This window comes from Lentzea sp. CC55 (assembly GCF_021056325.1).
Lineage (GTDB): Bacteria > Actinomycetota > Actinomycetes > Mycobacteriales > Pseudonocardiaceae > Lentzea > Lentzea jiangxiensis.
Genome location: NZ_JAJCXE010000014.1, coordinates 1 through 20,346, shown reverse-complemented (window position 1 = coordinate 20,346; position 20,346 = coordinate 1). Strand labels below are relative to the sequence as shown.

General features: G+C 70.5%; 21 protein-coding genes. 11 read left to right on the top strand and 10 right to left on the bottom strand.

Features of this window, described 5'->3' with window-relative positions:
• Positions 1-56 precede the first annotated feature (56 nt).
• Positions 57-794 (bottom strand): anti-sigma factor, encoded by a 738-nt coding sequence (locus tag L6E10_RS09620; RefSeq protein WP_236218896.1) that lies wholly within the window; start codon positions 792-794, stop codon positions 57-59.
• The gene (locus tag L6E10_RS09615) at positions 791-1,360 is read right to left on the bottom strand and encodes a sigma-70 family RNA polymerase sigma factor (RefSeq protein ID WP_030468711.1); all 570 of its coding nucleotides are present in this window, start codon (positions 1,358-1,360) and stop codon (positions 791-793) included. Before L6E10_RS09615 ends, L6E10_RS09620 begins: the two co-directional genes overlap by 4 nt.
• Before the next feature lie 114 nt (positions 1,361-1,474).
• On the opposite strand from L6E10_RS09615, the gene L6E10_RS09610 reads away from it, so the two are divergent.
• The 4 genes from L6E10_RS09610 to L6E10_RS09595 all read left to right on the top strand — a co-directional run bounded on the left by L6E10_RS09610 (position 1,475) and on the right by L6E10_RS09595 (position 5,214).
• Positions 1,475-2,071, top strand: coding sequence for a hypothetical protein (locus L6E10_RS09610; RefSeq protein ID WP_236218894.1), 597 nt, complete (start codon positions 1,475-1,477; stop codon positions 2,069-2,071).
• A gap of 42 nt (positions 2,072-2,113) precedes the next feature.
• Positions 2,114-2,848 carry a DUF4142 domain-containing protein gene (locus L6E10_RS09605; protein WP_236218892.1) on the top strand — a complete coding sequence of 245 codons (735 nt, stop codon included), beginning with the start codon at positions 2,114-2,116 and terminating at the stop codon, positions 2,846-2,848.
• Between the two features lie 165 nt (positions 2,849-3,013).
• The gene (locus L6E10_RS09600; RefSeq protein ID WP_236218890.1) at positions 3,014-3,841 is read left to right on the top strand and encodes a ferredoxin; all 828 of its coding nucleotides are present in this window, start codon (positions 3,014-3,016) and stop codon (positions 3,839-3,841) included.
• Positions 3,838-5,214, top strand: coding sequence for an FAD-dependent oxidoreductase (locus L6E10_RS09595; RefSeq protein WP_236218888.1), 1,377 nt, complete (start codon positions 3,838-3,840; stop codon positions 5,212-5,214). The genes L6E10_RS09600 and L6E10_RS09595 overlap by 4 nt, the downstream gene beginning before the upstream one ends.
• Before the next feature lie 436 nt (positions 5,215-5,650).
• Here the strand turns inward: L6E10_RS09595 and L6E10_RS09590 are convergent, their stop codons facing one another.
• Entirely contained in the window at positions 5,651-6,595 is a 945-nt protein-coding gene (locus L6E10_RS09590; RefSeq protein WP_236218886.1) for a beta-ketoacyl-ACP synthase III, read from the bottom strand.
• Positions 6,596-6,681: 86 nt separating this feature from the next.
• Between L6E10_RS09590 and L6E10_RS09585 the strand changes: the two genes are divergently transcribed.
• On the top strand, positions 6,682-7,281 hold the full coding sequence (locus L6E10_RS09585; protein ID WP_236218885.1) for a TetR/AcrR family transcriptional regulator: 600 nt from the start codon (positions 6,682-6,684) through the stop codon (positions 7,279-7,281).
• On the opposite strand, the gene L6E10_RS09580 is transcribed toward L6E10_RS09585, so the two are convergent.
• From L6E10_RS09580 to L6E10_RS09570, 3 genes are all read right to left on the bottom strand, one after another.
• Positions 7,251-7,973, bottom strand: coding sequence for an alpha/beta fold hydrolase (locus L6E10_RS09580; protein WP_236218883.1), 723 nt, complete (start codon positions 7,971-7,973; stop codon positions 7,251-7,253). The genes L6E10_RS09585 and L6E10_RS09580 overlap by 31 nt on opposite strands.
• Complete coding sequence (locus tag L6E10_RS09575) at positions 7,970-8,434, bottom strand: hypothetical protein (protein ID WP_236218881.1); 465 nt, start codon at positions 8,432-8,434, stop codon at positions 7,970-7,972. Before L6E10_RS09575 ends, L6E10_RS09580 begins: the two co-directional genes overlap by 4 nt.
• A gap of 260 nt (positions 8,435-8,694) precedes the next feature.
• Positions 8,695-9,039, bottom strand: coding sequence for a hypothetical protein (locus L6E10_RS09570; protein ID WP_236218879.1), 345 nt, complete (start codon positions 9,037-9,039; stop codon positions 8,695-8,697).
• Positions 9,040-9,074: 35 nt separating this feature from the next.
• Between L6E10_RS09570 and L6E10_RS09565 the strand changes: the two genes are divergently transcribed.
• Entirely contained in the window at positions 9,075-9,338 is a 264-nt protein-coding gene (locus L6E10_RS09565; protein WP_374236252.1) for an acyl-CoA dehydrogenase family protein, read from the top strand.
• A gap of 51 nt (positions 9,339-9,389) precedes the next feature.
• On the opposite strand, the gene L6E10_RS09560 is transcribed toward L6E10_RS09565, so the two are convergent.
• On the bottom strand, positions 9,390-10,355 hold the full coding sequence (locus L6E10_RS09560) for an aldo/keto reductase (protein WP_236218877.1): 966 nt from the start codon (positions 10,353-10,355) through the stop codon (positions 9,390-9,392).
• A gap of 178 nt (positions 10,356-10,533) precedes the next feature.
• Here L6E10_RS09560 and L6E10_RS09555 point away from each other — a divergent pair, with 178 nt between their 5' ends.
• Complete coding sequence (locus L6E10_RS09555; RefSeq protein ID WP_236218875.1) at positions 10,534-11,445, top strand: polyprenyl synthetase family protein; 912 nt, start codon at positions 10,534-10,536, stop codon at positions 11,443-11,445.
• Here L6E10_RS09555 and L6E10_RS09550 read toward each other — a convergent pair.
• Positions 11,385-12,290, bottom strand: coding sequence for an NADP-dependent oxidoreductase (locus L6E10_RS09550; protein WP_236218873.1), 906 nt, complete (start codon positions 12,288-12,290; stop codon positions 11,385-11,387). The two genes, L6E10_RS09555 and L6E10_RS09550, sit on opposite strands and share 61 nt — an antisense overlap.
• A 139-nt stretch (positions 12,291-12,429) precedes the next feature.
• On the opposite strand from L6E10_RS09550, the gene L6E10_RS40245 reads away from it, so the two are divergent.
• Together L6E10_RS40245 and icmF are read left to right on the top strand one after the other, a co-directional pair.
• Positions 12,430-13,686 carry a LuxR C-terminal-related transcriptional regulator gene (locus tag L6E10_RS40245; RefSeq protein WP_275676335.1) on the top strand — a complete coding sequence of 419 codons (1,257 nt, stop codon included), beginning with the start codon at positions 12,430-12,432 and terminating at the stop codon, positions 13,684-13,686.
• 207 nt (positions 13,687-13,893) lie between these two features.
• On the top strand, positions 13,894-17,121 hold the full coding sequence (gene icmF, locus L6E10_RS09540; RefSeq protein ID WP_236218871.1) for a fused isobutyryl-CoA mutase/GTPase IcmF: 3,228 nt from the start codon (positions 13,894-13,896) through the stop codon (positions 17,119-17,121).
• Between the two features lie 104 nt (positions 17,122-17,225).
• Here icmF and L6E10_RS09535 read toward each other — a convergent pair whose 3' ends face one another.
• Together L6E10_RS09535 and L6E10_RS09530 are read right to left on the bottom strand one after the other, a co-directional pair.
• Positions 17,226-17,906: an MOSC domain-containing protein gene (locus tag L6E10_RS09535; RefSeq protein WP_236218870.1), complete on the bottom strand. Its 681-nt coding sequence runs from the start codon at positions 17,904-17,906 to the stop codon at positions 17,226-17,228.
• 5 nt (positions 17,907-17,911) lie between these two features.
• Positions 17,912-18,346, bottom strand: coding sequence for a nuclear transport factor 2 family protein (locus L6E10_RS09530; protein WP_236218868.1), 435 nt, complete (start codon positions 18,344-18,346; stop codon positions 17,912-17,914).
• Between the two features lie 82 nt (positions 18,347-18,428).
• Between L6E10_RS09530 and L6E10_RS09525 the strand changes: the two genes are divergently transcribed.
• Together L6E10_RS09525 and L6E10_RS09520 are read left to right on the top strand one after the other, a co-directional pair.
• Positions 18,429-18,992 (top strand): ABATE domain-containing protein, encoded by a 564-nt coding sequence (locus L6E10_RS09525; RefSeq protein WP_236218866.1) that lies wholly within the window; start codon positions 18,429-18,431, stop codon positions 18,990-18,992.
• A gap of 82 nt (positions 18,993-19,074) precedes the next feature.
• Positions 19,075-20,232 (top strand): hypothetical protein, encoded by a 1,158-nt coding sequence (locus tag L6E10_RS09520; protein WP_236218864.1) that lies wholly within the window; start codon positions 19,075-19,077, stop codon positions 20,230-20,232.
• Positions 20,233-20,346 lie beyond the last annotated feature (114 nt).

The window sequence follows — 20,346 nt, the reverse complement described above, 5'->3', positions numbered from 1 at the left end:
ACTGCCCCCAGGATCTCACGGATCCGGCGGGGGCAGCGGTCTGGTGCCGGGATCGGTCAGGAGGCGACGGCTTCGAGCAGCGTCTTGCCGTTCTCGTCGACGATCCGGAAGGTCGCGATCTCGTGCCAGCGCATGGCGACGTTCGCCTGCAGCTTGATGGTCTTCGAGTCACCCGCCACCGGTTCGGGGGCGAACCACGACGTGACCTGCGCGACGCGGCCCGTGCGCCCGACGGCGACGAGCGAGCCCCTTCCGGGGCCGGTCATCCCGCTCACCTCGATGTCCATCGCCGTCCCCGACGGCGTGTCCTCCGCGGCGATCTTGGTGAAGACACCGCTGCCGGGGTCCTGCTGCTGGACCTTCATCGAAGCTTCGTTGCGGTTGTTCGCCACCGGCGTCTGGGACGTCGGGGTGGTGTTCTTCGGCGCGGCCTGGTTCGAGCCGTCGCCGCCACCCACGACGAGCGTCGTCACGACAGCCGTCACCGCCACGATGCCGGCGGCGGCGGCCGCGACACCCTGGGCGACGAACCACCGCCGGCGCTTCCTGCGCGCCGCGACGGCGTCGAGCATCACCCGCACCGACTTGCCGTCGGGGCGTTCCGGAGCTGTCCCGCGCAGCATCCCGCCCGCGTCGGCCTCGTCGATGAGGTCCGGCACCACCGCGAAGTCGCGCAGGTCAAGAGCGCACCGCCGACATTCGGTCAGGTGGTTCTCGAACGCCTCCACCTCATCGGCATCGAGGATGCCGAGCACGTAGGCGGCTACGTCGAGGTGATCTGGTGCCGTTGTCACCGCGTCTCTCCCCGATCGTGCAACGCACGCCGCAACGCACGGAGCGCGTAGTACACCCTCGACTTGACCGTCCCCGGAGGCACACCCAATGCCGCCGCGGCCTCACCGACGGTGCGGTCCCGCAGATATGTTTCGAGAATAGCCTCCCTGTGTTCCTCGGAGAGACCGTTCATCGCCTCCGCCACGACGATCGCCGCGAGGGTGCGGTCCTCTTCGCCGCCGGAGGGCGACTCGTCCGAAGGGGTCAGTTCGAACTCCTGCGGACGGACGCTTCTCTTACGCCTGTCGTCAATGACCAACCGCCTTGCCACCGTGAACAACCACGACCGCAGGAGCACGGGGTCACGTTCGAGCTTTTCGGCGTTGCGCCATGCCCTGACCAGGGTTTCCTGCACGATGTCCTCGGCCCACTGTCGATCGTGGCCCGTCAACCTCATGCAGTGTCCCAGCAGGGCGCTGCCGAATTCCTCGTACAGCCGACGGATCAACTCTTCTTCGAGAGACCCCGGTCTTGGTGATTGTTCGTCTAACTCGCGTTGACGTCTATGCCGCGCCACGGGGGACATCCTTGCCCTACCAACCGTCTCAAGTCGAGAGGCAAATATTCCTCACGAAGTTCGTGAACCGTTGCCGGATCGTGTCCGTACTCCTCGGTACCCAAGCCGAGAAAGGACCTGCCGATGCGACGTGGTCAAGCCATCACCGCTCTCGCGGCACTGGCTGTGAGCCTCACGGCGTGCGGTAGCACCCAGACCCCTCCCGGAGGGGCCGCGACGGGCGGCTTGCAGGCGAAACCCGCTGATCTGGGCGGCATGAACATGTACTTCATCGCGAACACCGACCAGATGGGCTGGTTCGTCACCGACGCCGACGGACTGCCCCTGTACCGCTACGACAAGGACGTTCCCAAGCCGTCCAAGTCGAACTGCGAGGGCGAGTGCGCGAAGGCGTGGAAGCCGGTGCCCGCGGACAAGACGCCGATGGCGACCGGTGTGGACCCCATCTCCATGGGTGTTCTGACCAGGCCCGACGGCACCAAGCAGCTCACCATCCAGGGCTGGCCGCAGTACACCTACGCCGAGGACAGGGCGGCCGGTGACATGAAGGGGCAGGGGAAGGGCGGCGTGTGGTGGGTCACCGCCCCGAACGGCGCCAAGATCACCGGCGGCAAGGCGCAGAACAACAGCAGGAGCAGCGGTCAGCCGAGCACGCCCCCCGCTTCGGGGACCGCGCGGACGCCGCAGTCCGCGCCACCTCCGCCGGCGCCCGGCTACTGAGCCCGCTGCTCAGGCGAACACGTCCACCCCTACCGACCTCCTTTGAACGACGAGGACCACAAGACGATGACCAGAGCCCTCGCCACCGTCTTCGCGCTGCTGTTCCTCCTCTCCGGCCTGACCGCCACGGCTGCGGCGCAGCCCGCGGACACCGGAGGAGTGATGGACACCCCGTCGGGGCCGTTGACCGCGAACGACCGCGAACTGCTGAACAAGGTGCGTCAGGCGGGTCTGTGGGAAATGCCCATGGGCGAGCTCACCGCCACGAAGGCGTCCAACGCCAGGGTCAAGCAAATCGGCAAGATGATCATGCTCGACCACATGATGCTGGACACGCTGACGAAGAAGACGGCCGCCCAGTTCGGGCTCACCACCCCGGACGTGCCGAACCCGGCGCAGCAGTCGTGGATGGAGGAGATCAACGCGCTCGACGGGGACGCGTTCGACCAGGCGTTCGTCGCCCGCTTGCGCGCCGCCCACGGCCAGGTCTTCACCTTCATCGCGAAGGTCCGCTCGGCGACGCGCAACGACGTGATCCGCGGCTTCGCCCAGGCCGGCATCGACGTCGTGATGAAGCACATGACGTTGCTGGAGAGCACCGGCATCGCCGGTGACTCGGCCTTCGCCGAGCCCGTGCCCGCCGGTGGCATCGTCAACGCGACCCTGGCCTCGAACGAGGGGCCGAACATGTGGGTGATCCTCACGGTCACCGCCGCGGGAGCCGTGCTCACGGTCCTCCTGCTCCGAGTGCTCCGCCCGCGACGACCGGTGCGGTGATGTGCGCAAGACCCCTGTGAACAACGGGAAACGGAGGTGGTGTCCCCAAGGTCAGAGGCACTCCAACGCGGACCTGTTCCCACCCGCCCGGCCCTGATGTGTCCACTCCTGCACCGCGGGGCCGGGCGGGTTCCCGCGAGAAAGTTCTTTCCGGAGGAAGAGTTGTTGTCGAGCCAGATTCCGCTCCTGGTGGCCCAGTCGTCGGAGTTCGACGCGGGCGTCAAGAAGATGGCGCAGCTGTCTGCCAGGCTGGCTTACGTCCTGATGTGCGCGACCTTGTCCTGGGGCGTGCTGATCGCGACCGGGTGGGCCGAGAAGCTCACCGGCCGTGAAGGGCTGAAGAACGGGCACATGGTGCTCGCCTCGCTGGCGATCGCGTTCGGCTGCATCCACGCGTTCGCCTTCACGCTGATCCAGACCGGTACCTTCGGCTTCGTCAAGCTCGTCCTGCCGTTCGTCGACGGCGGCCTGTTCCGGCACGCGCTGGGCATCCTCGGCCTGGAGGTCATGCTCGCGATCGCCGTGCTCGCCTCGATGAGGCACAAAGTCTTCTACCGCAAGTGGTTGCGGTTCCACCAAACCGCCTACATCGCGGTGACCACCACCGTGGTGCACTCCTGGTTCGGCGCCATCGCGAACGGCAACCTGTCCGTCCTCTGGCTCGCCGGCCTCACCGTGCTCGTCCCGACCGCCACCCTGGCCCTGGCCCGGTTCCTGCCGCCCGAGGTGCTCGTCCGCATCGGCATGCTCGACGCCGAGCGCGGCCAGGAGCCCGGTGTCGGCGAGGGCGACGCGATGGACGTGAGCGTCAACAACGAGAAATGCCACCGCTACGGCACCTGCCAGGCGGAGGCCCCGGACGTCTTCCAGCTGATCGAGGACAACCGCCTGACCTACAACCGCCGGCCGCCCGAGGAGCACTTCGCCCAGGCCCGTGCGGCACAGCGCGCGTGTCCCATGCGCGCGATCGAGATCAGGGAGCGAGTGAAGTGAGCGAACGGATCGTGGTCGTCGGCGGCGGACTCGGAGGAGTCCGTTCCGCGGAACGGCTGCGGGAGATGGGCTTCGACGGGCAGATCACGATCCTGTCCGCCGAGCGGCACCTCCCGTACCACCGCCCGTGCCTGTCGAAGCAGATCATCACCGGGGAGTGGACACCCGACGACGCCCTGCTGTCGTTCTCGGGGGACCTCGACGCCGAGTGGCGCCTGAACTCCCCGGCCCTGCACCTGGACCCGAAGAAGCAGTCGGTCTGGGTGCCCGGCGGCGAGGAGATCAAGTACGACGGCATGATCATCGCCACCGGCGTCGACGCCAGGGCGATGGGCGGCGCTCCGCGCCACGACCCGCGGGTGCACGTGCTGCGGACCCTGGACGACGCGGTCGCGATCCGCAGGAACATCCGCCAGTCGCAGGGCCTCGTCGCCGTCATCGGCGGCGGGTTCATCGGCTGCGAGCTCGCCTGCTCGGTCCGCCACATGGGCCGCGACGTGGCGCTCATCGTGCGCTCGCCCGCCTTGCTGGGCGGCGTCGTCGGCGACGACATCGGCAAGAAGATCACCGAGGCGCACGTCGAGCACGGCGTGCGCCTCGCCACCGGCGTGGGCATCAAGCACTGGGTGCGCCAGCCGGGCGGCATCGGCATCCACCTGTCCGACGGCCAGGTCTTCTTCGCCTCGTGCGTCGTGCTGGCGGTCGGCGCGTCCCCGGCCGTCGACTGGCTGCGCGGCTCCGGCCTCGACATCTCCGACGGCGTCCTCTGCGACTCGACGAACCACGTCGTGGGCGCCGAGAACCTGGTCGCCTGCGGCGACGTGGCCCGCTGGCCGAACATGCGCTTCAACGGCGTCGTCCGCCGCGTCGAGCACTGGCTCAACGCCGTGGAGGGAGGCCGCGCCGCCGCCGAGAACCTGCTGGTGGGCCGCAAGCACGCCCGGACCTACACCCCGGTCCCGCGCTTCTGGACCGAGCAGTACGGCATGCGCGTGCAGGGCGCGGGCCTGCCCGTCCTCGGCACCGACACCACCGACGTCAACGGCCTCACCGGCTTCATCGCCAACGGCAAGCTCGTGGGCATCGTGGGCCTCGAGTCGCCCGGCAAGATCATCACCGAGACCCCGGAACTCTTCCGCCAGAACGAGGTCGAGACGAACGTTCCGGTGTGGACGCAGCCGGAGGAACCCGCTGCCGCCGCACCGGAAGTCCTCCCGACCACCATGATCCCGGTTCCCGAACCGGTCGCCGCCCACGCATCATCCGTTCCCCCGTCCGTCTCGTCGTCGATGTCCCCGCCTTTGCAGCGGCGGCGGCATTCGCGCTCGAGGCCGGAGATGGTGCGCTCGGGCGGAGGACGCGCGAGGCCCTGACCAGGGCGAGGAGGTACCGGATGCCGGTACAGGGCAAGCGGGGACGGCGAACTCCGACGTCGCACGCGTGGCCAGGTGGCGGACCGATGACGTCACGCGGCGATGCGCTCGTTCCCGCGCCGGCAGTCCGGAACTTCCCTTTCGCGCGTCACCGGCGGTGTGGCGGCTCGGCGGGCTCCCGAGTCGCCACACCGGCCCCGGTGGTGTGGGCGGGTGTGAGGATCGCTTGGCGGTGGTCGCCTTGGTCCCGTATCGCGCGTGGTCGAGTCATCGCCGCTTCGCGACGATCGCCGTCGTGGTTGCGTCATCACCGCTGGTCAGAGGCATATGGCTTGCGCGGCTCGGTTTTGCCGTCGCGGTTGGTGGACTGGTGGCTCGCCTTCGGCTTCGCCCTGAGGGGCGTGGTGGTGACGGCGCACGGCACCGAGCCCCGGCCTCAAGGCGCCGTGACGACCTGCCCCGACCACGAAAGCCCGCCTCCGAAAGCGAAGAGGAGAACGGGCCGGCCGGACGGGAGCTCCCCGCGCTCGGCCATCTTCGAGAGGGCGAGCGGGACCGAGGCCGCGGAGGTGTTGCCGGACTCGACCACGTCGCGGCCGATCACGACGCCGGGCGGGAGGCCGAGGCGCCGGGTCATCGCCTCGATGATGCGCAGGTTGGCCTGGTGCGTCACGACGGCGGCGAGGTCGGTGACGGCGATGCCCGCCCGGTCGCAGGCCTGGGCGGCCACCGCGGGGAGTTCGCTGGTGGCCCAGCGGAAGACGGCCTGGCCCTCCTGGGCGAAGCGCGGTTGCCAGGCGTCGACGAGGCGGACGGCGTTGCCCCGGGTCGGGTCGGAGCCCCAGACGACGGGGCCGATGAGGGCGTCCGGGGAGGTGCTCACGACGGCGGCGCCTGCTCCGTCGCCCAGCAGGATGCAGGAGGAGCGGTCGGTCCAGTCGACGAGGTCGGACATCTTCTCGGCGCCGATGACCAGGGCGTGCCGGGCCGCGCCCGCTCGGATGGTGTGGTCGGCGGTGGCGAGGGCCGTGCAGAAGCCGGCGCAGGCGTTGTTCAGGTCGAAGCAGACGGCGGACGGGATCGACAGGCGGGCCGCCACCTGAGCCGCGGTCGACGGGCTGCGGTCGATGGCCGAGCAGGTGGCGACGACGACCTGGCCGATGTCGGACGGGGACAGGCCCGAGGACGCGAGGGCCTTCGCGCCCGCTTCGGAGGCCATGTCGGCGACGGTCTCGTCCGGGGCGGCGATGCGGCGGGTGGCGATGCCGGTGCGCTGCAGGATCCACTCGTCGCTGGTGTCGACCACCTTCTCCAGGTCGGCGTTGGTCAGCACCCGTTCCGGCTGGTAGTGGCCTAGCGCTGCGACACGGGATCCGGACACGGTGTGCTCCTTCGGCGGGGCCGGGCGACGACGCGGCGAATATAGCAACCGATCGGTCGGTAGCTAAAGAGACGTAAGGTACGGGGATGAGCCCGCGCAGATCTGTCGCCGACACCCTCGAGACGCGGCAGCGCATCCTCGACCGGAGTCTCGCCATCGCGTCGGCGGAAGGGCTGGAGGGGCTCACGATCGGGCGGCTGGCCGCGGAGCTCGGGATGAGCAAGGCCGGGCTGCTCGGGCACTTCGGTACCAAGGAGGCCCTGCAGCTCGCGGTGGTCGACCAGGCCGCCGAGGTCTTCCTGCGCGAGGTGCCCGGCAAGGTCGAGCAGATGCCGTCGGGGTTGCCGCGGCTGATCGACGTCTGCGAGGCGTGGGTGTCCTACCTCGAACGCGAGGTGCTGCCCGGCGGGTGCTTCTTCACGGCGGCGACGGCCGAGTTCGACGGGCGCAGCGGGCGCGTGCGGGATGCGCTGGCCGGCATGAACGCGTTGTGGCGCAGGGACTTGCGCATCCACATCCGGCGCGCGGTGAACGACGGCGACCTCGCGCCGGACACGGACGTCGACCAGCTGATCTACGAGATCCTCGGGGTCATGCTGGCGCTCAACCACTTCCTGCAGCTCGAACACGACAGCACGGCGCCGCGCCGGGCCCGTCAGGCGTTGAAGCGGTTGCTCACGAAGTGATCGACCACGGCCGCGACCTCCCGCGGCCGCTCGGCCACCATGCCGTGCGTGGCGTCGATCTCGTGCACCCGCACGTTCGGCGGCAGGTCGCGGCGCAGTCCGGCGCGGTGGGCGTCCATCAGCGGCACGAGCTCCGGCGGCACGGGCAGGTTCCGGGTGGCGAGCACGAGCAGGAACGGGCTCCTCACCGCCGCGAAGACCGGGAGCGCGTCCAGGAACTCCGGCGCCGTGCGCAGCGCCGAGGTGATCGAGCGCGACGGACGCGTGACCGTCTCCAGTTGCGCGTCGAAGAGGGCGTTCAGCGCGGCCAGGCCCTTCTCCACCTCCTCGGCCGGCAGCCCCGCGTAGTTCGCCGGATGCGTTGTCGCGGAACGGTGTCCGTCCAGGCTCACGGCGGGACGCCCCGGGTGCCGCGCCGCCCACATCCCGGCGAGGACGCCGCCCAGCGAGTGCCCGACGACCACGGGCTCGTCGAGTCCGAAGTGGACAGCTGTGTCCTCGAGGTCGTCGAGCACGGCGTCCCAGTCCCATTCGCCGTCGGGCGACTCGCCGTGCCCGCGCAGGTCGACCGCGACCGCGCGCCCGTCCAGTCGTGGCGCGAGCGCGTCCCACGCCGACCGGTCGCCGCCCAGGCCGTGCAGCAGCAGGAAAGGCGTGCCGGAGCCGCCGTGGTCCGTCGCCGCGAGCTTCACGCGTCTCTCCTCAGGCCGAGGCGGGCACGGATCGAGTCGACGGTCACGCCGCCGTCCGGGTGCCGCAGCAACTTGTGGCGGTTCACGAGGTCGTGCACGCCTTGGCGGGTGATGCCGAGCATCGCGCCGGCCACGCCGAGCGACACGTGGTCCTTGCCGGGGTGACCGGCGCGGCGTGCGGTGACGCGGCCCAGCGGCGTCGCCCACCAGCCCTCGGGCGGGTCGAACGGCGCGTCGCCGGGGTGGAGCACGGTCAGCAGCCTGATGGCCACCCGCCGGGCCACCGCGTCGTCCGGGCCGAGCAGCTGGGCCGCCCACATGTCGGCGTCGGCGCGGACGGAGGTCCGCAGGCCGGCCAGGTCGGCCTGCGGCAGCAGGATCTCCAGCGGGTCGAGCAACCGGCTCGTCACGAGCCGGATCAGGTCGTTCCGCAGGTCCACGTGATCCGAAAGGGTCGGCACCGGACAGACGATATCAAGTACTTGACGGCTGCTGTCAAGTAGCTCAGGCCGCCCACATCTGCACGGGCGCGATGTAGTTCCAGCTGTGGAGCTGGTTCGCTCCGTCGTAGCTGCCGTCGGTGCCCGCGCCGTAGGTGTCGTGAACGTAGAACGACCCGTTGTGAAGGTGGTGCCGCGGTGGGAGAACTCGTCGGTGATGTAGCGGCCCCACTTCGAGTGGTGCGAGAACGGCTGCGCGACCTGGACGCCGAACTCGCCGGTCAGCTGGTAGGTGACGAGGTCGACCACGCACTGGTCGGGCCGCAGGAGGAGTTGCCGTTGAACTCGTCGCGCGTGTCCCACAGCTGGTGTACGTACTCGGCGCGGTTCAGCCGGCCCATCGTGGTGACCTGGCCGCCGTCGAGCGTCGCCGCCTTCAGCCCGGAGGCCTTCACGTACCCGCGAGCCGGGCTGCCGATGACGGCCTCGGTGCCGTCGACGCCGGTCAGCGCGTAGTGGAACGACAGGCCCTCGACGACCCGCGTGGTCTTCCCGCAAGCCAGCTCCCGGACGTGGACGCCGTGGAGACCGTCGAACTGGTTCGGCCCGAGCTTCTTGTCGGACACGCCCCATGACCTCGTACGCCACGCGTGCGCCGTCGGTGCTCCACACCGCGCTGCGGTTGCAGGACGCGGGCGTCTTCCAGGACGAGCACTCGTCGCTCGCCAAGGCGTTCGTGACGTCGCGGATGCGCGAGGTCGTCGCCTGGGCGCGGGAGATCTTCGGGGGCAACGGGATCGTGCTCGACCACGACATCGCGCGGTTCTTCGCCGACGCCGAGGCGATCTACTCGTTCGAGGGCACCCGCGAGATGAACACGCTCATCGTGGGCAAGGCGATCACCGGGCAGAGCGCGTTCGTGTGACCCGTGGCGTGGAGGGGCCGTTGTCGGCGACAGCGGCCCCTCGTCGCGTCCTCAGGCGTGCCCGGCGATCCGGTGCGGCTCGTAGGAGCCTTCCAGCAGCAGCACCTCGGCGTCGGTCAGCTCGAAGTCCAGCGCCCCCACCGCGTCGTCGAGCTGCGCCGGCTTCGTGACGCCGACGATCGGCGCCGTGACGACGGGGTTGCGCAGCAACCACGCCAGCGCGACCTGGGCCCGGGAGACGCCGCGCGCCTCGGCCACCGCCGCCACCTGCTCGACGGTCGCGCGGTCCGAGTCGGTGTAGAGCGTGGCGCCGAACTCGTCGGTCTCGGTGCGTGCGGTCGTGGCGTCCCAGTCGCGGACCAGGCGGCCGCGCGCGAGAGGGCTCCACGGGATCACCGCGACGCCCTGGTCCGCGCACAGCGGCAGCATCTCGCGTTCCTCCTCGCGGTAGATGAGGTTGTAGTGGTTCTGCATCGACACGAACCGCGTCCAGCCGTTCTGCCGTTGCGTGAACAACGCCTTCGCGAACTGCCACGCGTACATGGACGACGCACCGATGTAGCGCGCCTTGCCGGATTTCACGACGTCGTGCAGCGCCTCGAGCGTCTCCTCCAGCGGCACGGTCTTGTCGAAGCGGTGGATCTGGTAGAGGTCGACGTAGTCCGTGCCGAGGCGGCGCAGCGAGTTGTCGATCTCGGCGAAGATGGCCTTGCGGGACAGCCCGGCGCCGTTGCGGCCGTCGTGCATGCGCCCGTTGACCTTGGTGGCGAGGACGATCTCGTCGCGGCGCGCGAAATCCCTCAGCGCGCGGCCGGTGATCTCCTCCGAGGAGCCCGCGGAGTAGACGTTCGCGGTGTCGAAGAAGTTGATGCCGGCCTCGATCGCGGCCTTGATGAACGGCCGGGACTCCTCCTCCGGCAGCGACCACGGGTGGCCGCCCCGAGCCGGGTCCCCGTAGCTCATCATGCCGAGGCAGATCTCGGACACGTCCATGCCGGCGAGCTTGGTGTAGCGCATGGTCAGCCCCTCAGGAAAACGGTGATCACGGTCGGGTGATGGCAGCCACGATCCGTTCAACATCAACCTAGTCCGCCTCGCCGGATCGTGCCCGGATCAGACACGACGGTGGAAACCCGCCTCCGGTACCTGACCAGCGGGTTTAGCGTCGGGATCCCGGTGTCTGAGAGGAACGCGGATGACGAGCATCGAGGCGGTCGCGCCGCCGAGGACCGCGCTGGAGCGGGCGCGTGCCACCGTCGGGCCGCTGCTGGCGGCCGCGCTGGCGGAGCTCCCCGGCGAAACACGCGAGGTGGTCGAGTCCGGCCTGTCCCGTCAGGACTTCTCGACGGCGGCGCTCGTGCTGCTCTGCGCGGAGGCGGTCGGCGACGCGGACGTGGTGCCGGTCGCCCTCGCGATGGAGTTCGCGCACCTGCACGAGCAGTTGCACGCGGACCTGATGGCGCACACGGGTGCTCGGGTGGAGTTCGGTGCGGACAGGGTCGTCTCGGCGGCCGACGCGCTGCTGTCCCTCGCGTGCGGACGGCTCGGCAGCACCGGGGTGATGATCCTCAACATCGCGCTGATGTCCGTTGTGGACGGTTACGTCCAGGAGATCGGGATGGCCGAGGAGGACGAGGCCGACATGTCCCGGCACCTCGGCGTGGCGGTGGCGAAGCACAGCTCGCTCACGGCCGCCGCGTGCGAGCTCGGCGCGCTGGCCGCCGGGGCGGACGCGCGCCGGGCGGGCCACCTCCGGCAGTTCGGCGACGACCTCGGCCTCGCGCGCAAGCACGTGGACGACGTCCTCGCCGTCCGCGACGACCGCAGGACGCTCCCGGTCGTGGCGGCGATCAACGCGAAGATCACCGTCGAGGGCGGGCGCAGGTGGTGCGAGCAGCAGGCCGGGCTGCTGCTCGCCCGCGCGCTGGGCCACCTGCGGCGGTGCGGTCCGAGGGCGGGGGCGGCGGACGAGCTGGCGGGGCTCGCCAGGCAGATCACGACCGGCAGGTGCGCACCGGCCGTGCCCGCCCAGGTGAGCCGGGAACCTCACTCCGACGGGCGCAGCACGACCTTGCCCGCGGCGTGTCCGGTCGCGACCAGGTCCTGAGCGTCGGCCGCGTCGGTCAGCGGGAAGCTCCGCGCGACGCGCACCGCGAGCTCGCCGTCGGCCACGAGCCGCGCGTACTCGCGCAGCCGCGAGCCGAACGGGGCACCGCCGCCGGAGAACTCGACGCCCAGTCGGGCCGCGTCGCCGGGGTCGACGATCGTGACGACGCGGTCCGTGGCGCCGCGCAGCTCGACGAGCACGTCCAGGTCGTGGCCGGCCGCGTCGAACACGGCGTCGACGCCTTGCGGTGCGGCGGCGCGGACCCGGTCGGCCAGCCCGTCGCCGTAGGCGACCGGCGTGGCGCCGAGCGATCGCAGGTAGTCGTGGTTGCCGGCCGAGGCGGTGCCGACGACGGTGGCTCCGCGGGCCACCGCGAGCTGTGCCGCGACGGCGCCCACGACCCCCGCGGCGCCGTTGAGGAGCAGTGTGTCGCCCTCCGCGACCGCGAGGAGGTCGAGCACGCGGACCGCGGTCTCCACGGCCACGGGCAGCGCGGCGGCGAGGTCCCAGTCGAGATCGGCGGGCTTGGGCGCGTAGTCGGTGGCCAGCGCGTGCTCGGCGTAGGCGCCGGTGGTGGTGAAGCCGAGGACCTCGTCACCCACCGAGACCCCGGTGACGCCCTCGCCGACCTCGTCCACGACACCGGCGGCCTCCAGACCGGGCGTGACGGGGAACGGGGGAGTCATGGACGGCATCCAGCCGTTGCGGATCTTGTGGTCGAGCGGGTTGACGGCCGCCGCCACGACCTTCAGCCGGATCTCGCCCGGTCCCGCGTGCGGCTCCTCGACCTCGTTCAAGCCCAGGACCTCGGGGCCGCCGAACGTGGTGTAGGTGATCGCCTTCATCTCTGTCTCCGGTGTGGTCGCCGTGTGGGTGGTACACCAGCCTTGAGCCTGTGATCGTTCTCGCGCGCCCGTACTTCGGCTAGCTCCACCTGTCCGAACGGCCAGTCGGCCACCTGTCGGTGAGAGCTACGCTCGGTTCATGGACCTGGTGACGGCCGCTCGGGTGATCCAGGCACCGCAGAGCGAGACGCTGGTGCACCTGTCGGCGGCGGTGGAACAGGCGATTCCCCACCGCGCGATCGCCGAGCTGTCGAACTGCTCGTTCGCGCCGTTCAAGTTCCGCGGCGAGTCGCCGGGGCCGTCCGTCACGATCGCCGACCTCGCCGCGCTGCGGTCGCGGGCCGGCGACGGGGGCGCCTGGCAGGGACGGGCGCTCCTGGCGGGCACCGAGGTCCCGGTGGTGGTGCTCGTCAGCGCCTTCTCCGAGCCGGACGCGCTGCTGGTGCTCCTGCGCACGGAGGACTCCCCGGTGCCGCGGGAGGTCCTGGCCTCCGCCAACGCGCTGTGGGACGTCGTGACCGCGCACATGGAGGGCCTGCGCAACGAGGCCGTGCCCGCCACGATCGCCGTATCACGGGCGGCCGCGGCGGCGCGTGCCGTGGCGATCTCCGACCTGGGAGACGCCTACGGGGCGTCGCTGACGGCGTTGCTGGGCGTGCTGCGCGACCGCGACGTCACGGACGCGGCCGCTCGCTCGCGTGCCACCGACCTCGCGGTGAGCGCGCTCGTCGAGCTCCGGGCGCGCGCGGACCTCGACCGGACGCAGACGGAGGAACGCGCGGGCGACGCCTTCGAACGGCTCGCCGAGTCGCTGCGCCGCGCTCTGCGCGGCCGGGACGTCCGGCTGGACCTGGGCACGCCCGGCGCGGAGGAGGGCGCGGACCGCGTCCTGCCCAGCGACATCGCCGCCACGGCCGCCGCGGTGGTCCGCTCGAGCGTGCACGCGATGCTCGACGACCAGCGGGGCGTGCACCGCGTCCACCTCGGCTGGAAGATCGCCGGAGCCGTGCTGAGGGCGACCGTGCGCGACGACGGCCCCGGCACGTTGTCGTGCGGCAGCCTGGACCTGCGCCGGGTTCCGGAACGGCTCGGGCCGCTCGGCGGCGTGGTCGAGGTCGACGCCGTCCCCGGCTGGGGCACGACCGTGACGATCGAGGTGCCGCTCGGCCCGCCGCAGACCCCGCGCGAGGACCCGCTGACCGTGCTGGGTGCGCGGGAGCTGGAGGTGCTGGGGCAGCTCGCCCGCGGCCGGCGCAACCGCGAGATCGCCGGGGACCTGCACATCAGCGAGTCCACGGTGAAGTTCCACGTGGCGAAGATCCTGGAGAAGCTGGGTGTCGGGTCGCGCGGCGAGGCGGCCGCGCTCGCGCACGAGTGGGGTGCGGCGGCGCGTTAGGCCGTGCCTGTGCCGGGGCCACGTCCGGCGGGGCAACGGCCGCCGATCGTGCCCGTCGATCCTCGGCACGGTCGCCACCTGCGCGAAGTCTCCCGCGAGCGAACCTGTGGCCACGGGCGCGAAGATGGCGTCTCCTGCTCGATACAGAGACGTGGACCACCCCTGGTTGCACGTCCAATAGTAGGAAGTCAAACTATTCTCATGACGATGCCGTCTTCTGGGACGTCCCCCGCGCCCGCGTTGCACAAGCCGGTCAACCCGGTGCGCTTCGTGACCGCGTCGAGCCTCTTCGACGGCCACGACGCGGCGATCAACATCATGCGGCGCATCCTGCAGTCGCAAGGCGCGGAGGTCATCCACCTCGGCCACAACCGGTCGGTGGCGGAGGTCGTGAACGCGGCGATCCAGGAGGACGCGCAGGGCATCGCCATCAGCGCGTACCAGGGCGGGCACGTCGAGTACTTCTCGTACCTCGTCGAGCTGCTGGGCGAGCGCGGCGCCGGGCACATCCGGGTCTACGGCGGCGGTGGCGGCGTCATCGTCCCCGAGGAGATCGAGCTGCTGCACTCGCGGGGTGTCGCGCGGATCTTCTCGCCGCAGGACGGGCAGACGCTCGGCCTCGCGCGGATGATCAACCTGATGATCGAGGAGTGCGACCACGCGCTCACCGCGCCGTTCAGCCACGACGCGTTGCTGACGGGGGCCGACGAGGCACTGGCGCGCGCGATCACGCACATCGAGGCCGGCACCGCGCAGCCGTTGGAGACCACGCGCAAGGTGCCGGTGCTGGGCATCACGGGCACCGGTGGCTCGGGCAAGTCGTCGCTCACCGACGAACTGGTGCGCCGCTTCCGGCTCGACCAGCAGGACAAGCTGCGCATCGCCGTGCTCGCCGTCGACCCGACGCGTCGCCGTGGTGGTGGCGCGCTCCTCGGTGACCGCATCCGCATGAACTGCCTCGACGGCGACCGCGTGTTCTTCCGTTCGCTGGCCACGCGCCGTGCGGGCAGCGAGATCCCGGACGGCTTGGAGCAGGCCATCGTGGCGTGCAAGGCGTCCGGCGCGGACCTCGTCATCGTCGAGACGCCCGGTATCGGTCAGGGTGACGCGGCCATCGTGCCGTTCGTCGACTTCTCGCTGTACGTGATGACGCCGGAGTTCGGTGCCGCGTCGCAGCTCGAGAAGATCGACATGCTCGACTACGCGGACGCCGTGGCGATCAACAAGTTCGAGCGCCGCGGTGCCGAGGACGCACGGCGCGACGTGGCGCGGCAGATGGTGCGCAACCGCGAGGCGTTCGGCGCGAAGTGGGAGGACATGCCGGTCTTCGGCACGTCCGCCGCGACGTTCAACGACGACGGCGTGACCGCGCTGTACCAGTTCCTGCGCGACGGACTCGTGGAACACGGCCTGAGCGTGGAAGAAGGCGCGCTGGCCACCGTTTCCGGCAAGACGTCGACCTCGGCGTCCACCGTCGTGCCGGCTTCCCGTGCGCGGTACCTGTCCGACATCTCCGACACCGTGCGCGACTACCACCGCAAGACCGAGGAGCAGGTCGCCGCGGTCCGCGCGCACACCCAGCTCACGGCGGCGCAGAAGGCGCTGGAGGCCGCGGGCAAGGGCGTCGCGGACATCGCGGACCTGGCCTCCGACGCGGAGCGCAGGGTCGACCGCGGCACCGCCGACCTGCTCCGGGCGTGGCCCGCGACGGTCGAGCAGTACTCCGGCGACGAGCTCGTGTTCAAGGTCCGCGACAAGGAGATCCGCACCCGGCTCACGCGGGAGACGTTGTCGGGCAACCAGGTCCGCCGGGTGAGCCTGCCCCGGTACGACGACGAGGGCTCGCTGCTGAGGTTCCTGCGCAAGGAGAACCTGCCGGGCTTCTTCCCGTTCACCGCGGGCGTCTTCCCGTTCAAGCGCGAGGGCGAGGACCCGGCGCGCATGTTCGCGGGCGAGGGCGACGCGTTCCGCACCAACCGCCGCTTCAAGTACCTGTCGCAGGGCAACCCGGCGACGCGCCTGTCGACCGCGTTCGACTCGGTGACGCTCTACGGCCGCGACCCCGACACCCCGCCGGACGTCTACGGCAAGATCGGCACCTCCGGCGTCTCCATCGCGTCGCTCGACGACATGAAGGCGCTCTACGACGGCTTCGACCTCGTGGCGCCGACGACGTCCGTGTCGATGACGATCAACGGCCCGGCGCCGACGATCCTCGCGTACTTCCTGAACACGGTGATCGACCAGCAGGTCGACAAGTTCAAGGCCTCCGAAGGCCGCGACCCGTCCGCCGAGGAGTACGAGGAGCTGCGCGCGTTCGCGCTGGCCAACGTCCGCGGCACCGTGCAGGCCGACATCCTCAAGGAGGACCAGGGCCAGAACACCTGCATCTTCTCCACGGAGTTCTCGCTGCGCATGATGGCGGACATCCAGGAGTGGTTCATCCAGCAGCAGGTGCGCAACTTCTACTCGGTGTCGATCTCGGGCTACCACATCGCCGAGGCCGGGGCGAACCCCATCAGCCAGCTCGCCTTCACGCTCGCCAACGGCTTCACCTACGTCGAGTCGTACCTGGCGCGCGGCATGAACATCGACGACTTCGCGCCGAACCTGTCGTTCTTCTTCTCCAACGGCATGGACGCCGAGTACAGCGTCATCGGCCGCGTGGCGCGCCGCATCTGGGCCGTGGCCATGCGCGACCGCTACGGCGCCGCGGAACGTTCGCAGAAGTTCAAGTACCACGTGCAGACGTCCGGCCGTTCGCTGCACGCGCAGGAAATGGACTTCAACGACATCCGCACCACGCTGCAAGCGCTCTGCGCGCTGTACGACAACTGCAACTCCCTGCACACCAACGCCTACGACGAGGCGATCACCACGCCCACGGAGTCGTCCGTCCGCCGCGCGATGGCCATCCAGATGATCATCAACAAGGAGTGGGGCCTCTCCGCGAACGAGAACCCGCTGCAGGGTTCGTTCGTCATCGACGAGCTGACCGACCTCGTCGAAGAGGCCGTGCTGATGGAGTTCGACCGCATCTCCGAACGCGGCGGCGTGCTCGGCGCGATGGAGACCGGCTACCAGCGCGGCCGCATCCAGGACGAGTCGATGCTCTACGAACAGCGCAAGCACGACGGCTCGCTGCCGCTGATCGGCGTCAACACCTTCCTGCCCGAGGGCGGCGAACGCGAGGTCGTGAAGATCGAGCTCGCCCGCGCCACCGAGGAGGAGAAGGAGTCGCAGGTCCAACGCACCCGCGCCTACCAGGCGGCGCACCGCGACGAGGCCCAGAAGGCGCTCGCCCGGCTGCGCGAGGTGGCGCAGACGAACGAGAACGTGTTCGCGGTGCTGATGGACGCGGCTCGCGTGTGCACGCTGGGGCAGATCACGGAGGCGTTCTTCGAGGTGGGTGGGCAGTACCGCCGCAACATCTAGCCCGGCCGAAGAGCAATGGCGCCCGTCAACAGCTGTTGGCGGGCGCCATCGCTGTTGAACCTGCCAGCTGCGGTGCCTCCGGGGCACACGGCCGGTGTCCACTTCTAGACCGCGTAGGGCCAGCCGACGATCCACCCGCCGACACGCTCGGGAAGCTCGTCGGTCGGCACCACCTCCACCGGGTCGCCGACGTTCACCACGCCCGCCCGCACCACCCAGCTGTCCAGGCACAGCACCCCGCCGAACTCCCGCCGGATCCGCCGGTGCACGTCCAGGTCCTGCGCCCCGGTGTCCGGGTCGATCGTCGTCACGACGCACCGCGCCCGCTTCCGGTACATCCCGATCACCACGTCACCCACCACCAGCGCGTGCCCCGGCCACGAGTCCTCCTCGCCCGCCTCGACCCCGCCGATCAGGATGTTGGGTCGCAGCCTCCGCACGTCGACCCCCGCGGCCGCGACCTGGCCGTCCGTCGCCACCAGGACGTTGAGGACGTCGAAGCGCTCCGGGCCGGTGTAGCGGGTGAGCCTGCCGCCGAACGGCAGCACCCGCTCGTGGGCTTGCCGGCTGTCCCACGGGTGGCCGTCGACCAGCGGTCCGCCGGGGCCGGTGGAGGCCGGGATCGTGAGCAGGCCGTAACGGGTGCGGCCGGTCAGCACGCCGCGTGGGCCCTGCACGTGCACCAAGCGGTCGCCCGCCACGCCGTCAGATGTGAACTCCGCCGACTCGAGCGGTTCGCCGCCCAGCGACTTCACGGGATAGCGCCACAGGGCTTCGACGTGCATCGCGGTCACTCCGCCGGGATCTCGTAGGTCGACGCGGGATCGATCCGCCTGTCCTCGAAGGCGATCCGCACGTCGTTGATGCTCGCCTCGCGCCGCGCCATCAGGCCGGAGGCGGCGAACTCCCAGTTCTCGTTGCCGTAGCTGCGCCACCAGCGGCCCTCGTCGTCGTGCCACTCGTACTGGAAGCGCACGGCGATGCGGTTGTCGCCGAACGCCCACAGCGACTTGCGCAGCACGTACTCGTGCTCGCGCTCCCACTTCCTCGTCAGGAACGCGACGATCGCGCCGGTGCCGCGGAGGAACTCGGACCTGTTGCGCCACACGGAGTCCGGTGTGTAGGCGGCGGCGACGCGCACCGGGTCCCTCGTGTTCCAGGCGTCCTGGGCGGCTCGCACTTTCAGGCGGGCGGTCTCCGCGTCGAACGGGGGCAAAAGTGCCACGAGCGGTCCTTCCAACGGTTGAACGATGTTCTGAACGTTAGAACGCGAGGCTAACGGATGCAAGCCTGTGTTACCGTTAGACGTGCTGACGCCCGACGAGCCCCGTCCGGTCCTGCTGATGAACACCATCTGGGCCAGCCGGTCGCAGGTGCACGACGACCTGACGACTGCCGGTGGGCTCCGCGACTTCCTGGGCGTGCCGGTGGACCGGGCCGACCTGGAGGCGTTCCGCGCGCTGCGGCAGGCGTTGCGGGACCTGGCGGGCGTGCTCACCGAGGACACGCGTGCGGTCGCGCAGGATCGTGACCTGGAGAGGGCCGTGACCGAGGTCAACCGTGCGGCGCGGAGCGCGCGCAAGTGGCCGCAGCTTGCTGTGCGCGACGGGGAGCTGTTGCGCCACAACGAAAGTGAAGGTTCGCCCGCGGACAGGGAGCGCGCGTCGATCGCCGCGGAGGCCGTGGAGCTGTTCACCGGCGAGTCCCGGCTGCTGTTGCGCGCCTGTTATGCGCCGGGCTGCGTGCTGTACTTCGTGAAGGACCACCCGCGCCGGGAATGGTGCTCGCCCTCGTGCGGCAACCGGGTGCGCGCCGCGAGGCACTACCGGCGCAATCGGGGTGAATCCCCTGGTCCGAACGGGTTTTCCTGATCGCAGGGCCTACACGTGAGCCGCGTTCGTTCCGATTAAACGGATAACAGTTGGGCGCGTTTGTGTGTGGTGGTGATCCGCGATGTCCCGAGAATCCGTACCAGGTCACGACATCAGCTATCACCTCGTCTGCTTCGACGAGACCGGCGACGAGCGGGGGCGCGACAGCGCGGACGTCCTGTACGACGCCCGCCGCGGTGTCACCGACGTCTTCTTCTTCATCCACGGGTGGAACGGCGACGTGCCGGCCGCCCGTCACCAGTACGGGCAGTGGGTCGCGACGATGGCCGGCTGCCGCGCCGAACGCGATGCGGCGCACCGGCTCCCGGGCGGCTTCAAGTCCCTGCTCGTCGGCCTGCACTGGCCGTCCAAGGCCTGGGGCGACGAGGACACGCGGTCCGACGAGTTCATCGAGGCGCAGGCGCAGCGGCTCGGCGGCGGTGCCGGGCGGACGGCCGCGGTGCGCACGATCGTGCAGGCCGCGCGGCAGCACCCGTGCCGGATGTCGGCCGCCGTCAAGCAGGCGTACGACTACCTGGAGAGCTCCGTGCCGGACCTCCCGGGCGAGGACGGGATGGCGTTCGACGCCGAGCAGCTCTACCGGGCGTGCCTGGAGGACCCGGCGCTGGGCGGGATCCTGTCACCGCTGCGGATCCTGACGTTCTGGAAGATGAAGCGGCGCGCCAAGGTGTTCGGCGAGAGCGGAGCCGCGCGGATCGCCCGCGAGGTCGCGCAGGCCGCCCCGGACGCGCGCATCCACCTGATGGGCCACAGCTTCGGCTGCATCACCGCCACCGCGATGGCGAACGTCGTGCCGGCCGCGACGCTCACCCTGGTGCAGGGCGCGATGTCGCTGTGGTCGTTCGCGGAACGGCTGCCCGGCGAACCCGGCTCCGGCTACTTCCGCGGCGTGCTCGGCCGCGTGCCCGGTCCGATCGTCGTCACGACGTCCGCGCACGACCACGCCATCGGCCGGTTCTACCCGCTGGCCGCGCGTTCGGGCCGCCAGGTCGACCTCGACTCGTACCCGAAGTACGGCGCCATCGGTTCGCACGGCGTGCAGGGCACGTACGCGCACGGCCACACGATCGGTTCACCCGGCGAGCTGGTCAGGGGCCAGGTGCACAACGTCGACTGCACGTCGGTGATCCGCCGCGTCGACGGGATCGCGGGCGCGCACAACGACATCTGCCACCCGGAGCTCGCCCGGCTGCTGTGGAAGGCGGTGCTGTCGCGGTAGCCGCCGGTCCGATGTGGACGGCTAGCTGTACTGACCTGTGAGGTTGGGAACGCGGCTGGCGGGTGGCTGGCCTTTGAGTGCGGTGTGACCGCGGTGGTGATTGTAGGTGTGGAG

Bases quoted from the DNA above. Each gene is read 5' to 3' on its own strand.
- L6E10_RS09615 (WP_030468711.1), bottom strand. From the start codon at position 1,360: ATGTCCCCCGTGGCGCGGCATAGACGTCAACGCGAGTTAGACGAACAA.
- L6E10_RS09610 (WP_236218894.1), top strand. From the start codon at position 1,475: ATGCGACGTGGTCAAGCCATCACCGCTCTCGCGGCACTGGCTGTGAGC.
- L6E10_RS09585 (WP_236218885.1), top strand. From the start codon at position 6,682: ATGAGCCCGCGCAGATCTGTCGCCGACACCCTCGAGACGCGGCAGCGC.
- L6E10_RS09560 (WP_236218877.1), bottom strand. From the start codon at position 10,355: ATGCGCTACACCAAGCTCGCCGGCATGGACGTGTCCGAGATCTGCCTC.
- L6E10_RS09555 (WP_236218875.1), top strand. From the start codon at position 10,534: ATGACGAGCATCGAGGCGGTCGCGCCGCCGAGGACCGCGCTGGAGCGG.
- L6E10_RS09550 (WP_236218873.1), bottom strand. From the start codon at position 12,290: ATGAAGGCGATCACCTACACCACGTTCGGCGGCCCCGAGGTCCTGGGC.
- L6E10_RS40245 (WP_275676335.1), top strand. From the start codon at position 12,430: ATGGACCTGGTGACGGCCGCTCGGGTGATCCAGGCACCGCAGAGCGAG.
- icmF (WP_236218871.1), top strand. From the start codon at position 13,894: ATGCCGTCTTCTGGGACGTCCCCCGCGCCCGCGTTGCACAAGCCGGTC.
- L6E10_RS09535 (WP_236218870.1), bottom strand. From the start codon at position 17,906: ATGCACGTCGAAGCCCTGTGGCGCTATCCCGTGAAGTCGCTGGGCGGC.
- L6E10_RS09520 (WP_236218864.1), top strand. From the start codon at position 19,075: ATGTCCCGAGAATCCGTACCAGGTCACGACATCAGCTATCACCTCGTC.